Annotated in this window: 13 protein-coding genes; 4 read left to right on the top strand and 9 right to left on the bottom strand. The window is 70.0% G+C overall.

Annotation, left to right across the window (positions count from 1 at the left end; genetic code table 11):
- The first annotated feature begins 17 nt into the window (after positions 1 to 17).
- Positions 18 to 1274, top strand: a complete 1257-nt coding sequence (locus K2F54_RS06995) for a S1C family serine protease (RefSeq protein ID WP_220605128.1) — start codon at positions 18 to 20, stop codon at positions 1272 to 1274.
- 27 nt (positions 1275 to 1301) lie between these two features.
- Positions 1302 to 1655, top strand: coding sequence for a DUF2834 domain-containing protein (locus tag K2F54_RS06990; protein WP_220605127.1), 354 nt, complete (start codon positions 1302 to 1304; stop codon positions 1653 to 1655).
- A 3-nt stretch (positions 1656 to 1658) separates the two neighbouring features.
- Here K2F54_RS06990 and K2F54_RS06985 read toward each other — a convergent pair whose 3' ends face one another.
- The 4 genes from K2F54_RS06985 to K2F54_RS06970 are packed head-to-tail and all read right to left on the bottom strand — an operon-like array spanning position 1659 to position 4697.
- Positions 1659 to 2354, bottom strand: a complete 696-nt coding sequence (locus K2F54_RS06985; RefSeq protein ID WP_220605126.1) for a Pr6Pr family membrane protein — start codon at positions 2352 to 2354, stop codon at positions 1659 to 1661.
- Positions 2355 to 2402: 48 nt separating this feature from the next.
- The gene (locus tag K2F54_RS06980) at positions 2403 to 3224 is read right to left on the bottom strand and encodes an amino acid ABC transporter ATP-binding protein (protein WP_304505830.1); all 822 of its coding nucleotides are present in this window, start codon (positions 3222 to 3224) and stop codon (positions 2403 to 2405) included.
- A complete protein-coding gene (locus K2F54_RS06975) occupies positions 3211 to 3834 on the bottom strand; it encodes an amino acid ABC transporter permease (RefSeq protein ID WP_220605166.1) in 624 nt (207 codons plus the stop codon). The genes K2F54_RS06980 and K2F54_RS06975 overlap by 14 nt, the downstream gene beginning before the upstream one ends.
- Positions 3835 to 3875: 41 nt before the next feature.
- Entirely contained in the window at positions 3876 to 4697 is an 822-nt protein-coding gene (locus tag K2F54_RS06970; protein WP_220605125.1) for an amino acid ABC transporter substrate-binding protein, read from the bottom strand.
- Positions 4698 to 4925: 228 nt separating this feature from the next.
- Here K2F54_RS06970 and K2F54_RS06965 point away from each other — a divergent pair, with 228 nt between their 5' ends.
- On the top strand, positions 4926 to 5951 hold the full coding sequence (locus K2F54_RS06965; protein WP_220605124.1) for an ADP-ribosylglycohydrolase family protein: 1026 nt from the start codon (positions 4926 to 4928) through the stop codon (positions 5949 to 5951).
- A gap of 19 nt (positions 5952 to 5970) precedes the next feature.
- Here K2F54_RS06965 and K2F54_RS06960 read toward each other — a convergent pair whose 3' ends face one another.
- Genes K2F54_RS06960 through K2F54_RS06945 form a run of 4 tightly spaced genes read right to left on the bottom strand, consistent with a single transcriptional unit; the run spans position 5971 to position 11621 of the window.
- Entirely contained in the window at positions 5971 to 8151 is a 2181-nt protein-coding gene (locus tag K2F54_RS06960) for a RecQ family ATP-dependent DNA helicase (protein WP_220605123.1), read from the bottom strand.
- A gap of 27 nt (positions 8152 to 8178) precedes the next feature.
- A complete protein-coding gene (locus tag K2F54_RS06955) occupies positions 8179 to 8658 on the bottom strand; it encodes a PPOX class F420-dependent oxidoreductase (RefSeq protein ID WP_220605122.1) in 480 nt (159 codons plus the stop codon).
- Positions 8659 to 8667: 9 nt separating this feature from the next.
- Positions 8668 to 9078, bottom strand: coding sequence for a VOC family protein (locus K2F54_RS06950; protein WP_220605121.1), 411 nt, complete (start codon positions 9076 to 9078; stop codon positions 8668 to 8670).
- 32 nt (positions 9079 to 9110) lie between these two features.
- Positions 9111 to 11621: a glycoside hydrolase family 65 protein gene (locus K2F54_RS06945; RefSeq protein ID WP_308287555.1), complete on the bottom strand. Its 2511-nt coding sequence runs from the start codon at positions 11619 to 11621 to the stop codon at positions 9111 to 9113.
- A gap of 108 nt (positions 11622 to 11729) precedes the next feature.
- Here K2F54_RS06945 and K2F54_RS06940 point away from each other — a divergent pair, with 108 nt between their 5' ends.
- Positions 11730 to 13037 (top strand): M18 family aminopeptidase, encoded by a 1308-nt coding sequence (locus tag K2F54_RS06940; RefSeq protein ID WP_220605119.1) that lies wholly within the window; start codon positions 11730 to 11732, stop codon positions 13035 to 13037.
- Positions 13038 to 13146: 109 nt separating this feature from the next.
- On the opposite strand, the gene K2F54_RS06935 is transcribed toward K2F54_RS06940, so the two are convergent.
- A complete protein-coding gene (locus K2F54_RS06935) occupies positions 13147 to 14640 on the bottom strand; it encodes a SulP family inorganic anion transporter (RefSeq protein WP_220605118.1) in 1494 nt (497 codons plus the stop codon).
- Between the last annotated feature and the right edge of the window lie 20 nt (positions 14641 to 14660).

Below are 14660 nucleotides of genomic sequence, written 5' to 3'. Positions count from 1 at the left end.
AGGAAAGGACACCGAGCATGAGCGACACCACCCCAGAGACACCCCCGCACACCCACCGCCCCCGCTGGCGCACCGGTGACGTCGTGGCCATGGGGCTCGCCGCCGCCCTGGTCGTGGGCTCGGCCGGCACCGGCCTGTTCGCGGCCACCCGGGCCGTGGAGAACCAGGTCGCGGCGGCGAGCACGCAGGCCGACACCAGCACGAGCATTCCGGACGGCCGGTCGTTCGGCGGGCCGCCCGCCGCGACCGGCGGCACCGAGTCCGGCTCGACCAGCCTCGACTCCACCCTCGACTCCAGCGTCGACTCCACCCTGGACACCACCGCGGCCACGGCCGACCAATCCGTGGGCGTGGTCGTGATCGACACGGTGCTGAGTTACGAGAGCGCCGCTGCCGCCGGTACCGGGATCGTCCTGACCAGTGACGGGCGCATCCTCACCAACAACCACGTCGTCGAGGGCGCCACCAGCATCACGGTCACCGTCGTCTCCACCGGCGCCGAGTACACCGCCGAGGTGGTGGGCACCAGCGCCACCGAGGACCTCGCGGTCCTCGAACTCGTCGACGCCAGCGGCCTCGCCGTCGCCGACCTGGACAGCACCGGAGTCGTCACGATCGGCGATACCGTCACCGGGGTCGGCAACGCCAACGGCACCGGCACCCTCACCGCCGCGGCCGGCACCGTGCTCGACCTCGAGCAGCAGATCACCGCGCAGAACGCCGACGGTTCCGACGCCGAGGACCTCATCGGGCTGATCGAGGTCGACGCCGACATCCAGTCCGGCGAATCCGGCGGGCCGCTCTTCGACGCCGACGGCGAGGTGATCGGCGTGAACACCGCGGCCTCCTCGGGCACCACAGACATCACCGGCTACGCCATCCCGATCGAAGACGCCCTCGCCATCGTCGACGCCATCGAGGCGGCCGCCGCCACCGGCGAGGACACCGACACCATCTCGGTGGGGTACCCCGCCTTCCTCGGCATCGGCCTGGGCGGCTCAAGCGCAACCACAAGCACAAGCACAAGCACAGGCACCGGCACGGATGCCGCAAGCGTCGCCGGCGTCATCGCCGACACGCCCGCGGAGGCCATCGGCCTCGCCGCCGGCGACACCATCACCGCCGTCGACGGCACGACCGTCGCCACCGCCGGCGCCCTCTCGGCCACCCTGGCCGGCTACGAACCCGGCGACACGGTGACCATCGACTGGACCGACGCGGCCGGCGGCACGCACAGCGCCGCCGCGACCCTCATCGCCGGCCCGGTCGGCTGACGCGCCCGATCACGGCACACTGTGTGCATGAGCACATCAGACGCACGACCCGCAGCGGCGGGCTGGACCACCCTCGTCTTCGTCTACCTGGCCCTGGCCATCGTGGGCCTGATCGGCACGTGGACCTGGAACATCCAGGCGATCATCGCGGCCGACAACTTCATCGCCGACTGGACCATGAGTGGTCCGGCCGTCTCCTCGCTCACCACCGATCTGCTGGTCGCGGCGATCGCCGGCAGCATCCTGATCATCGTCGAGGCACGCCGGCTCGGCATGCGGTTCGGCTGGGCCTATGTGTTGCTCGGGCTGGTCACGGCCTTCGCGTTCGCGTTTCCGCTCTTCCTCGCCCTGCGCGAACGTCGACTGGTGCTGACGCGCTGATGCTTAGGCCGGGTCGACGGCGACCGCCACGGAGTCGCGGCGCCCGATCCGGCTCAGGCCGATCGCCGCGGCCGAGATCGCGATGATCGTGACGGCGATGATGACGATGTAGATCAGCACCGACGGCCACCCGCCGGGCTCACCGGGGTTGAGGAACGGGTAGGTCCACCAGTCGGTGAACGTGCCGCGGAGCAGGGCGTAGGCCAGCCAGGCGAGCGGGTAGACCAGAGCGAACCAGATTCGCTTCCAGGCCAGCGCGGGCCGGCCGGGCGCCAGCAGCCAGTCGAGCACGATCAGGGCAGGTGCCCACACGTGCAGAACCTCGTTGGGCCAGCTGATGCCCACAAAACTGCCGTCGGCGGGCAGCCCGCGCAGCAGCAGGTTGTAGACGACGCCGGTGATCACGGCATACGACAGCGTCGACATCCGTACGCGCGCCAGCAGCTCAGGCTCGGCGGCCAGCCGCAGGGCCAGCACCCCGCCAACGGACAACACCACCACATTCATCAGGCTGGACTGGATGGTGAAGTAGCCGAAGTAGCCCGCGGGGTCGAAGGCGTCATTGAGGAGCTGATCGGTGATCTGGGTGACGATGGCCGCCAGCACGAGAACGGCCAGCAGGATGCGCAGCACGCCGACCACCTGACGCACAGTGCCGGGACGCTCGTGGCCTGGCACTGTCGCCGCTCTGGAATTCACCTGTTCAGGTTACCGAAAATGTTCGGCCGGCTGATCAGGTCCCTGCGGCTAGAACGGAAACAGCAGCCGGTGCAGGAACTGTCGGGTGCGCTCGTGCTGCGGGTCGCGCAACATCTGCTTGGGATCGCCGTGTTCCACGATGGTGCCGCCGTCGACGAAGGCGATCTCGCTGGCGACCTCGCGGGCGAACTCGAGTTCGTGGGTGACGATCACCATGGTCCAGCCCTCTGCGGCGAGTTCCTTGATCAGCCGCAGCACGTCACCGACGAGTTCGGGGTCGAGGGCGCTGGTGGGCTCGTCGAAGAGCAGCAGGGTGGGCCGGAGCGCGAGGGCCCGCACGATTCCCACCCGCTGCTGCTGGCCGCCGGAGAGTTCGAACGGGTAGCTGTCGCGCTTGTCGCGCAGACCCACCCGGTCCAGCAGCGCCAGGGCTTCGGCCTCGACCTCGGCGCGGGGGCGCCGCTGCACGATCAGGGGCCCCTCCATCACGTTCTCCAGCACGGTCTTGTGCGGAAAGAGGTTGTAGTGCTGGAAGACCATGGCGGAGCGGTCGCGCAGGGCGCCGAGCGCCTTCTTCGGCACCCCGGCGCGGGAGCCGTGGGCGGCGGCGAAGTCGATGACCACCGGGGCGTGCCCGCCGTCGGCGGCGCCGACGATCTCGATGCTGCCGCCGTCGGCGATTTCCAGGCCGTTCAGGCAGCGCAGCACCGTGGTCTTGCCCGACCCGCTCGGCCCGATCAGGGCCAGCACCTGGCCGCGGGACACGGTGAGGTCGATGGAGCGCAGCACCTGATTGGTGCCGAAGCTCTTCTGCAGGCCGCGAACGGTGAGCAGGTTCTGGTCGGTGGGCTGGCTATCAGTGGGCGACATACCGTTCCAATCGCTTCTCGAGCACGCTCTGGCCGCTGGAGAGCACCAGGCAGATGATCCAGTACAGCAGGGCGGCCTCGAGATAGAGCGCCATGAACTGACCGCTGAACGCGGCCACCTGCTGGGCCTCACGGAACAGCTCGGTGACCAGGATGAGCGAGGCCAGGGAGGTGTCCTTGACCAGGCTGATGAAGGTGTTCGACAGCGGCGGCACGCTCACCCTGGCCGCCTGCGGCAGGATGATGCGGGTGAGAGCGCGCCGGTGCGACATGCCGACCATGTACGCGGCCTCCCACTGCCCCTTGGGCACCGAGAGAATGGCGGCACGGATGACCTCGGCCGCGTAGCCGCCGACGTTGATCGAGAAGGCGATGATCGCGCTGGGCCACGGATCGATGACCACCCCGAGGGACGGCAGGCCGTAGAAGATCACGAACAACTGCACCAGCAGCGGGGTGCCGCGCACCAACGAGATGTACACCCGGGCGATCGACGACAGCCAGCGCCGTCTGGACAGCCGCATCAGCGCGAGCACGAGCGCCAGTGCCAGGCCGATGGCGAACGACGACAGCGCCAACGGGATGGTTCCCGTGATGGCGCCGTGGATCATCGGCCAGAGCGAATCCAGCAGCAGCTGCCAGGTGGAGTCGGTCACTGAGAGACGTCGGCCCCGAAGTAGGTGTCGGAGATCTCGGCCAGAGTGCCGTCTTCGGTCAGGGTGGCGAGGGCATCCGACACGGCCTCGGCCAGGGCGGTGCCCTCAGGGGCGAAGACGAAAGCGCTCTCCGAGCGCTCCTCGGTCTCGGCGGCGACCTTGAGCCCGGCGGCGCCGGACTGCTTCTTGTAGTCGAGGAAGGTGAGCTTGTCGTTGATCGTCGCGTCGACCCGGCCCTGCTCGACGAGGGCCACGGACTGGGCCCAGCCCTCGACGCCCTGAACGGTGGCGCCGCTCTCGGTGGCGAGGGTGTTCCAATTGCTGGTGAGCGACTGGGCGGTGGTCTTGCCGGCCAGGCTGTCGAAGGAGGTGATGTCGGTGTTGGCTTCCGGCACCACGATGACACCGGTGGAGTAGGTGTACGGGGTGGAGAAGACGTAGGCCTCTTCGCGCTCGGGGGTGATCGAGACCTGGTTGGCGATGGTGTCGAACCGGCCGGCTTCGAGGCCGGCGAAGATCGCGTCCCACTGGGTCTCTTCGAATTCGGCTTCGACACCGAGCTGGTCGGCGACGGCGCGGGCCACGTCGACGTCGTACCCGGTGAGGTCGCCGGAGCCGTCGGTGTGGAAGGAGAACGGCCGGTAGGTGCCCTCGGTGCCGATGGTCAGTGTGCCCGACTCCAGCACCGCGCTGAGCGAGTCGTCGAGCGCGGCCTGGTCTGAGCCGGCGTCCGAGTCTGCGGCGGACGTGCTGCACCCGGTGAGGGCAACCACTGCTGCGAAGGTGAGAACGGTGGCTGTGGTGAGGGTGCGCTTCATGTGTCGGTTCATCCAGGTGCTGATTGCGGGCGATGGGCGGGCTCGTGATCGAGCCGGTCGAGTCGGGAACTGCTCCCCGAAGGGTAACAAGCTCAGGGTCGGATCGAATATTCCGGATGACGTCGAATGACACCTCGTGGCCCCTGATCTGGGCCCACCACGCCACCTGTCGGGCCGGAGGCATTCGGCATAGGCTGCCGCCGTCGCACTCAACCCGAAGGAGTACGCGTGAATCTGTCTGCGCTGCAACACGATCGTTCGTCCGCTGTTTTGTTGGGCATGGCCTGTGGCGACGCGCTGGGCGCCGGGTACGACTACGCCGGCCCGCTGCCTCCTGACACTCCCGTCGGCATGCGCGGTGGAGCCGATCCGGGAGCGCTACTGGCCCGCGGCGAGTGGACCGACTACACCGCCCTCGCCGTGCCGGTCGCCAAGGCCGCCGCGGCCGGACTCGACCTGCGGGCGGAATCGACTCTGGATCGCATCGTCGCCGAGTGGGTGGATTGGGCCAACACCGCGCCTTTCTCCGGTCTGCAGCTCGGAGCGGCGCTGTCTGGAAAAGACGCCACGGCCGCCGGGGTGCGCCGCACTGCCAAGGAACAGCACGCCCTGGTGGGGCGCAGTGCCGGCAACGGCTGCCTGCTGCGCACGGCACCGGTGGCGCTGGCCTACCTACACGACCCCGCCGCTCTCGGCGAAGCGACACGTGCCCTGAGCGACCTCACCCACTGCGAGACCGACGCCGGCGATGCCTGCGTGCTCTGGGGACTCGCCATCCGTCATGCGGTGCTCGAGGGTGACCTCGACCTGCGGGTGGGACTGGACGCTCTCTCGCCCGGCCGGCGCCAGCTCTGGAGCGCACGGATCGGCGAGGCCGAACGGCTGATGCCGCGTGACTTCACCCGCAACGGCTGGGTGGTGCAGGCTCTGCAGGGCGCCTGGTCGGCGATCGTTCACACCGAACCAGACAGCGACAGCGACACCGGGGCAGAGGGCCGCGGCCAGTACCGGCGGGCCCTGCAGACCGCCGTGCGCGGCGGAGGCAACACCGACGCCGTGGCCGGGGTGGCTGGAGCGCTTCTGGCCGCCAGGTGGGGCCTGGCCGCGGTTCCCAGCGAGTGGCGCCGCCAGGTGCAGGGCTGGCCGGGGCTGCGCGGCGCCGATCTGGTGCGACTGTCCGTGCTCGCCGCGCACGGCCAGGACACCACAGAGTCCGGTGAGCACCAGACCTTTCGACTCCACGCCGTGACCTAGGGCGGCGTGCCGCGGCCGGCTAGGAGCGCAGGGCCAGCGTGAACGGCAGCACCCCGGGAGCGCCCGCCCGGCGCAGCAGGCGCCCGGCCACGGTGATGGTCCAGCGGCTGTCGCCGAGGTCGTCGACCAGCAGCACCGGTCCGGTCGCGCCGGCGAGATTCGCGGCCAGCTCCGGCCCCACCTCGAAGGCGCCCCAGACACTGGACAGCCGGTAGGCGCTGTTGCCGCCGGTCTCGCCGCTGGGCCCGGCGCCGACCAGGCCGAGCGTGCCCAGCAGCGGCAAGCGTCCCACCCGGCTGAGCTCCTCGGCCACCGACGCCACGAGCAGCGGATGCGCCCTGGACGGCATGGCCACCACGCCGACGGGTCGCTCGGCCCAGCCCCACTCGGCGAGCACCCGCACACAGGCGGCCAGCAGGGCAGGCGACGCGGGGGCATCCGGGGTGTTCGGCGCGAAGACGTCGCGCAGGGCGTTGCCCCAACCGAGGTCGGTGAGCCGGGCCAGGGCGCGGCCGGGCAGGATCCGGTCAGCGGGGTCGATGCGGCCCTTGGCGCTCACGCCGAGCCTGTCGGCGCCGGTGGGCCACTGCGCGCGGGGTTCGAGGGCGACACCCACCCGGTCCAGGGCGGAGGCGGCGGTGCTGGCCGCCTCGGTGTTCACGTCGGTGGGGTACCAGGCGGTGGTGCAGTTGTCGCAGCGGCCGCAGGGCACGGCGGTGTCGTCGTCGAGGGCGCGCTGGAGGAACTCCATCCGGCAGGCGGTGATGCGTTCGTAGTCGAGCATGGCGTTCTGCTCGGCGACGCGGGCGGCGCCGATGCGTTCGTACCGATCACTGTCGTACACCCAGGGCTCTCCGGTGGCCAGCCAGCCGCCGGTCACCCGGCGCACGGCGCCGTCGACGTCGAGCACCTTGAGCAGCAGTTCGAGGGGGGAGCGGCGCAGGTCTACCCGGGATTCGAGCGCCGGGGTGGACAGCGGGGCGCCGCCATTGGCGGCCAGGGCCAGGAGCACGGCCTCTGCCTTGTGCTGGCTGGGCATCGACGAGGTGGCGAAGTACTGCCAGATGGCCTCGTCCTCCACACCGGGCAGCAGCAGCACGTCGGCGTTCTCGGTGGCGCGGCCGGCGCGGCCCACCTGCTGGTAGTACGCGACGGGGGAGCTTGGCGCGCCCAGGTGCAGCACAAAACCGAGGTCGGGCTTGTCGAAGCCCATGCCCAGAGCGCTGGTCGCCACGAGTGCCTTGACCTGGTTGGCCTTGAGCAGCCCCTCGGACTCCTCGCGCTCGGTGGTGTCGGTCTGGCCGGTGTAGGCGCGCACGGCGTGGCCGGCGTCCCGCAACAGCCTGGCGGTGTCTTCCGCGGCCGAGACCGTGAGCGTGTAGATGATGCCGCTGCCGGGCAGCTCGGCAAGGTGGCTGAGCAGCCAGGCCAACCGGGCGCGGGAGTCGGGCAGCCGCAGCACGCCCAGCCGGAGTGACGCGCGGGCGAGCGGGCCACGGATGGTGACGACGTCACTGCCCCACCCTTGGATCGAGCTTGTCGCTTGGGTCGAGCCTGTCGCTTGGGTCGAGCCTGTCGCTTGGGTCGAGCCTGTCGAGACCAGCTGCTCCGCCACATCCGTCACCACCCGGCTGTTGGCCGTTGCCGTGGTGGCCAGCACCGGCACGCCGGCCGGCATGGCCGCGATCAGGTCGCGCAGGCGCCGGTAGTCAGGCCGGAAGTCGTGACCCCAGTCCGAGATGCAGTGCGCCTCATCGACCACGAGCAGGCCGACCCGCTCGAGCAGGGCGGGCAGCTGCTCGTCACGGAAGGACGGGTTGTTCAGCCGTTCGGGGGAGACCAGGAGCACATCGACCTCGTCGGCGCGCAGCTGAGCGAGCACGTCGGTCCACTCGTGGGCGTTGGCCGAGTTGATCGACACGGCCCGCACCCCGGCGCGGGCCGCCGCGGCCACCTGGTCGCGCATCAGCGCCAGCAGCGGCGAAACCAGGATGGTGGGACCGGCACCCTGGCGGCGCAGCAGCAGGGTCGCGACGAAGTAGACCGCCGACTTGCCCCAGCCGGTGCGCTGCACCACCAGGGCCCGGCGGCGCTGGTCGACGAGGGTTTCGATGGCCTCGTACTGGCCCTCGTGGAAGTCGGCGTCTGGCCGGCCCACCAGGGTGCGGAGGATCTCGAGGGCGTTCTCGCGGGTGCTCACGGCGTCTACCGAGCCTCTACTCAGCGTCTACAGCGCGTCGAGCCGGGCGGCCACGTCGGCGGGGAACCCGCCCGTCGCGATCGGGCTCCACCGGGTGGGCGTGATGCGGATGAGGGATTTGTTCTGCAGGGTCATGGCCCGCCGGTACTCGTCCCAATCGGAGTGCTCGCCGGCGATGCAGCGGAAGTAGTCGACCAGGCCGTCGCCGGCTTCTGGCATGTGCAGGATCTCGGCGGTGCCGTCGACCTGCACCCAGGCGCCGTCCCACTCGTCGGAGAGCACCAGCACGGAGGTGTGCGGGTCCCGTTCGGCGTTGCGGGTCTTCGCCCTGGACGGGTACGAGGAGATCACGATGCGGCCCTCGTCGTCGACTCCGCCGGAGACCGGTGAGATCTGCGGGCGGCCGTCACCGCGTACCGTGGCCAGCAGCATCCGGTGCCGGGGTCGCACGAAGGCGAGCAGGTCGGGCAGGGAGACGGTGTTGCTGGTAGCGATGTTTCTGGCCATGCCCTCAGGCTAACCGGGTGCACCGACAGTCAGGTCCAGGTGCACGACCTCCCACAGGTGCCCGTCCGGGTCTTGGAAGCTGCGGCTGTACATGAAGCCCATGTCCTGCGGTTCGTAGGAGTAACTGCCCCCTGAGGCGAGAGCGGTGTCGACCAACCTGTCCACGCCGGCGCGGTCGTCTGCGGTGATCGAGAGGATCACCTCCGAGCTCGTCGACGCGTCCACGATCGACTTGCTGGTGAAGCGGGCGTAGGAGTCGTGGGTGAGCAGCATCGCGTAGAGGTGACCGTCGTCGAGCACGATGCAGGCGGCCGTCTCATCCGTGAACTGCGGGTTGACGCTGAAGCCGAGGTCCGCGTAGAACTTCGTCGCGCGGGCGAGGTCCGCGACCGGCAGGTTGACGAACATCATCGTGGACATGGAGCCAGTAAAAACCCGACCGGCCCGGCCCGCTAGGTGCGGCCAGGCACACCCGCCTGATCGAGCAGGAAGTCGTGCGTCTGGCCGGGGTAGAGCTGCGCCTGGCGGCCTTCCACCCGCACCCGGACGGCGGTGGTGCCGCCGGGCGGCAGATGCAGTCGGAGATTCGTGCTCGTCACCTCCAGCTGGATCGGCTGCTCGCGGTAGTTGATCCGGAAGCTGATCTTGTCGAGCTGGCTGGGCAGCACCGGGTGCAACCAGAGCATGTCGTCGCGGATCTCCAGGCCGGTGTAACAGCGCACCACCATGTCGATCGACCCGGCCATGGCGCCCAGGTGGATACCCTCGTTGGTGGTGCCGCCCTGGATGTCACCGAGGTCGCTGTCCAGGGCCCGGCAGAGCGCCGCCCAGGATCGTTCCCGGTCGGCGCGAGCGTCGACCCAGGAATGCACGACGTTGCTCAGCGTCGACCCGTGTGTGGACCTGGCCCGGTAGAACTCCACGGTGCGGCGGATCAGCTCGGGGGAGAGCGAGTAGCCCAGGTCCTCGATCAACTCCCGCAGTTCCTCGGCCGAGAGCAGGTAGAGCAGCATCAGCACATCGGCCTGCTTGGAGACCCGGTAGTTGTTCGTGCTGTCGCCCTCGGCGTTGAGGATCAGGTCCAGCCTCCCCAGGGAATGGTCCTCGGCCCCGTAGCGGGCGCGGTAGAGGGCCCAGTCCAGCTCCGGCAGGGCCTCGTAGCCGTCGAACTGGCTGAGCACACCGTCGGCGTGGAACCTGAGCCGCAGACGCCGGCCGATCCGCTCCCAGTTCTCCACCTCGTCCGGGCCGAGCCGCAGCCGGTTCCAGAGCGGCCGGCAGGCGCGGCCCTCGAGCAGCGCGACGGTATCGACGGCCCGGCGCAGCACCCAGGCCGTCATCACGTTGGTGTATGCGTTGTTGGGCACACCCTCGCCCGGCCGGCCCGGCGGGCCGTCGTGGAACTCGTCGGGGCCCATCGTGCCGGGGATGTCGTAGCGGTCAGCGGTCTCGTCGTACTCGGTGAGGCTGGCGAAGAACCGGGCGATCTCCAGCAACAGCTCTGCCCCCTGCTCGATGAGGTAGTCGACGTCGCCGGTGGCCTGGTAGAAGTCCCAGATGCTGTACGCCAGGGCCAGACCCACGTGGTGCTGCCGGCCGGAGTGGTCGGGCATCCACCGGCCGGAGAGCGGGTTGAACAGTTCGGTGGGGGTGACATCGCGCCCGTCGATACCGCTCTGCCAGGGAAACCGGGCGCCCTCGTGGCCGGCCGCTCTGGCCGCGGCGCGCGCCTCGCCCAACCGGCGGTACCGGTAGCCCAGCAGCGCCCGGCTGAGGTCGGGCCGGCGCAGGGTGAGCACCGGGTAGACGAACACCTCGTCCCAGAAGACGTGCCCGCGATAGCCCTCACCGTGCAGGCCGCGAGCGGGCACGCCGGCGTCGAGGTCGGCATCCACCTTGGCCACGGTCTGCAGAACGTGGAAGGTGTTGAGGTTGAGGGCCAGCGTCTGCCGCGTGCCGCTGTGCAGGTGTACCGCGAACTCGTCCCAGAGAATCTGCCACTCCCGTTCATGCGCCGCGAGCAGCTCGGCCGGCTCCGGCACCCGGCCGAGCCAGGTCGCCACGGCCATCGACGGGGACACCACCGCCCGGTCCCGTGAGGTGCTCACCACCACGACCTTCTCCACCCGCAGCGGCACGCCCTGCTGCAGGGTGAGGTCGACCTCGTGGGCCACCCACCTGCTGCCGTCGGTGAGGAACCGGCGGGTGGGCTCTAGCAGGGCGCCGTCCTCGTACGCCCTGGTGCGGGCGGCCATCGCGATGTGGATACCCGACCGGGTGGTCTCGACCTCGAGCAGCACCGAATCCCTGGTGAGCTCCGCGGTCGTTCGCGGCATCAGGTGCAGATGAGCGAGCACACGGTCGGCGGCCACATTTCGGTTGGCCACCCGGCCGTCGATGGCCGAGCGCACCGTGAGCGGGCCTGACCAGTCCTCGGCGACGAAGGTGGTCTCCAGCACGGCCACGTGCGGGGCGGACTGGGAGACGAAACGCCGGCTGTGCACTCGGGTGATGTGGCCGCGTGCGTCCCGGAACCGGATCACCCGGGTGAGCAGTCCACGGCGCAGATCGAGTTCCTGGCTGTAGTCCAGCAGATCGGCGGACTCGGGGTGGAACCAGCCGGTGTCCGGCGCGGAGAAGTCGCCGACGCTGCTGCTGCCTCCGCCCGTGCGAAACCAGAGCGAGAGCCAGTTGGGCGCGTTGACCATGTGTTCGTCGTCGCGAACGTGCGCGGTGGGTTCGTCGTCGCCCATGTGCACCTCGGTGCTGAGCGGGTTGTAGACCCCGGCGAGATAGGTTCCCGGGTAGTGCACGGCATCCGTGCGCGCCTCCGGCGCCGCCCCGCGGGTGCCCCAGTAGCCGTTGCCCAGTGTGCAGAGGGCCTCCCGATAGCCCTCGGTGGCGGGATCGAAGCCGTCGAAGCGCACCACCCACGGGTCAACGGCCGTCTCGTTCTCACTCACGGATGCCTCCTCGTCGTTACCTGACGCATCCTGAGAGTCGCACCGCTTGCCTGCTCTGTCGAGGGCGGTGCGTGGTCGAGCCGGAGAGGCGGGTGGTTGGATGGAACCATGACTTCTCTCTCGGCATACATCGACGATTTCGCCAGGTTCATCTCCGCGTCGCCGTCGTCGTACCACGCGGCCGCCGAAACGGCCCGTCGTCTCGACGAGGCCGGCTTCGAACGCCGGGACGAGACCGCGGACTGGTCGGTGCCGTCGACGCCGGCACTGCCCAGGGCGGCGGCCGCCAGCGCCGGCCGCCACTACGTGGTGCGCGACGGTGCGGTCATCGCCTGGGTGCAGCCGGCCGGGGCGCAGGCGGCCACGCCGTTCCGCATCCTGGGCGCGCACACCGACTCACCGGGATTCAAGCTCAAGCCCCAGCCCACCACCGGGTCGGCCGGATGGCTGCAGGCCGGCGTCGAGGTGTACGGCGGGCCGCTGGCGAACTCCTGGCTCGACCGCGAGCTCGAGCTGGCCGGGCGCCTGGTCACCACCGACGGCACGGAACACCTGGTACGCACCGGACCGTTCCTGCGCATCCCCCAGCTGGCCGTGCACCTGGACCGCACCGCGAACGAGGCGCTCAGCCTGGACCGGCAACGGCACCTCAACCCGGTCTTCGGGGTGGGCGACATCCGTCAGGCCGACCTGGTGGGGCATCTGGCCGCGCTCGCCGGGATCGCCGGCGAGGACGTCGCCGGCTACGACATCCTCACCGCCGACACCAACCCGCCCGCCCGGTTCGGTCTGAACGACGAGCTCTTCGCCGCTGGCCGGATGGACAACCTCTCGTCGGTGTACGCCGGCCTGATGGCGCTGCTCACGGTCTCCGATGACGAGGAGACCATCAGCGTGCTCGCCGCGTTCGACCACGAGGAGCTCGGCTCGCAGTCCCGGTCTGGCGCGAGCGGCCCGATGCTCGACGACGTGCTCAGCCGCATCGGCGACGACCTCGGCGCCACCGTGTCCGAGCGCCTGCGCGCCTACGCCGACTCCTGGTGCGTCTCCGCCGACGCCGGCCACTCCGTGCACCCCAACTACCCCGAGCGGCATGATCCGGCCAACTGGCCGGTGGCCGGCAGCGGTCCGTTGCTCAAGATCAACGGCAACCAGCGCTACGCCACGGATGCGGCCGGCGCGGCCCTCTGGGCTCGCTGCAGTGCCGCGGCCGGGGTGCCGTTCCAGGAGTTCGTGTCGAACAACACCATCCCCTGCGGCTCCACCATCGGTCCGCTCACGGCGACCCGGCTGGGCATCCGCACCGTGGATGTGGGCATTCCGCTGCTGTCGATGCACTCGGCCCGGGAGCTCGCGCACGTGAATGACCCGTTCGCGCTCTCCGCGGCGATCACGGAGTTCTTCGCCGGGGCGTAGCGGCTGCTCGCGGCCTGCGAGCCGCGCGGGCACCGGCTTGCGCTCGTGGCACGTGTTCGTCCCGGCGGCACGTGTACGAACTCGTGCCGCCGGGCGTTGGGCGGGCGAGCTAGAGCTGCCCGGTCAGCTTGCCGTGCATGGCCTGGCTGCGTTCGTCGAGGCCGTGGAAGCTGACCGTGGCACCGTGCTGGCGGTACTTGGTCTCCACCGAGTCGAGCACGGCGACGGTGGAGGCATCCCAGATCTGCGCCTGGGCCAGGTCGACGTCGACCACGGCGGGGTCTGCCCCGTAGGAGAACTGCTCGACCAGGTCGTTGCTGCTGCCGAAGAACAGCGGCCCGCTCACGGTGTAACGCACCGACTGCCCGTCGTCGGCGAGTACCCGGTCCACCCGCACGACATGCGCCACCCGCCGGGCGAACAGCACCATCGCCAGCACGACGCCGGCACCGATCCCGATGGCCAGGTTGTGGGTGACCACGACCACGATCACCGTGGTGACCATCACCATGGTCTCCGGCACGGGCATCCGTCGCAGGGTCGCCGGGCGCACGCTGTGCCAGTTGACGGTGGTGACGGCCACGACCATCATCACCGCGGCCAGAGCCACCATCGGAATCTGCTCCATCAGGCCGCTGAGCCCGGTGACCAGCAGTAGCAGGAAGACCCCCGCCACGAACGTGGAGATGCGGGTGCGGGCCCGGCCGAGCTTGACGTTCACGACCGTCTGGCCGATCATCGCGCAGCCGGCGATGCCGCCGTAGAGCCCCGCGAGCATGTTCGCGACGCCCAGCGCCCACGCCTCGCGGCCCTTGGGCGAGCGGGTGTCGGTGATGTCGTCGACGAGTTTGGCGGTGAGCAGGGTCTCCACCAGGCCCACGAAGGCCACGCTCAGCGCAGTGGGCCAGATGATCTGCAGGGTTTCCAGATTCAGCGGCACGAGCAGAGGGGTGATGCCGGGTAGGCCGCCGGACACATCGCCCTGGTCACCGACGGTGGGCACGGCCAGGTGCCAGACCATCGCGATCGCGGTGACCACCACGATGGCCACCAGCGGGGCTGGCACCACCCTGGTGAAGCGCGGCAGCACCAGCACGATCAGGATGGTGAGGGCGAACAGCGGGTAGACCAGCCACGGTACGTCGATCAGGTGCGGCACCTGGGCGACGAAGATCAGGATGCCCAGCGCGTTGACGAAGCCGATCATGACGGACCGGGGGATGAACCGCATCAGCCGGGCCAGACCGGTCACGCCGAAGAGGATCTGCACGAGCCCGGCCAGCAGCACCGCGGGCAGCAGGTACTCCACCCCGTGGTCCTTCACGAGCGGCGCCACCACGAGCGCCACGGCGCCGGCGGCCGCGGTGATCATGGCGGATCGGCCGCCGAGGAATGACATCGAGATGGCCAACACCACGGAGGCGATCAGGCTCACCTTGGGGTCGACGCCGGCAATGATCGAGAACGAGATCACCTCGGGGATCAGCGCCAGGGTGGTGACCACTCCGGCGAGCACCTCCACGCTGAGCGCCTTCGGATGGCGCAGGGTGGCACGCACCGTCGGCGGAGTGGTGGGGAGAGCGGTGTCGGGTCGTTGGGGCACCGTGCAACTGTAATCGGCGC

It is taken from the genome of Cryobacterium inferilacus (assembly GCF_019599185.1).
GTDB classification, from domain to species: Bacteria; Actinomycetota; Actinomycetes; order Actinomycetales; family Microbacteriaceae; genus Cryobacterium; species Cryobacterium inferilacus.
The sequence above is the reverse complement of the archived record's forward strand: the minus strand, read 5'-3'. Positions and strand labels throughout refer to the sequence as shown.

What these genes read in the sequence shown, in the direction of transcription:
- K2F54_RS06995 (WP_220605128.1), top strand. Translation starts at nt 18, where the DNA reads ATGAGCGACACCACCCCAGAGACACCCCCGCACACCCACCGCCCCCGC.
- K2F54_RS06990 (WP_220605127.1), top strand. Translation starts at nt 1,302, where the DNA reads ATGAGCACATCAGACGCACGACCCGCAGCGGCGGGCTGGACCACCCTC.
- K2F54_RS06980 (WP_304505830.1), bottom strand. Translation starts at nt 3,224, where the DNA reads ATGTCGCCCACTGATAGCCAGCCCACCGACCAGAACCTGCTCACCGTT.
- K2F54_RS06975 (WP_220605166.1), bottom strand. Translation starts at nt 3,834, where the DNA reads ATGATCCACGGCGCCATCACGGGAACCATCCCGTTGGCGCTGTCGTCG.
- K2F54_RS06970 (WP_220605125.1), bottom strand. Translation starts at nt 4,697, where the DNA reads ATGAAGCGCACCCTCACCACAGCCACCGTTCTCACCTTCGCAGCAGTG.
- K2F54_RS06955 (WP_220605122.1), bottom strand. Translation starts at nt 8,658, where the DNA reads ATGGCCAGAAACATCGCTACCAGCAACACCGTCTCCCTGCCCGACCTG.
- K2F54_RS06950 (WP_220605121.1), bottom strand. Translation starts at nt 9,078, where the DNA reads ATGTCCACGATGATGTTCGTCAACCTGCCGGTCGCGGACCTCGCCCGC.
- K2F54_RS06940 (WP_220605119.1), top strand. Translation starts at nt 11,730, where the DNA reads ATGACTTCTCTCTCGGCATACATCGACGATTTCGCCAGGTTCATCTCC.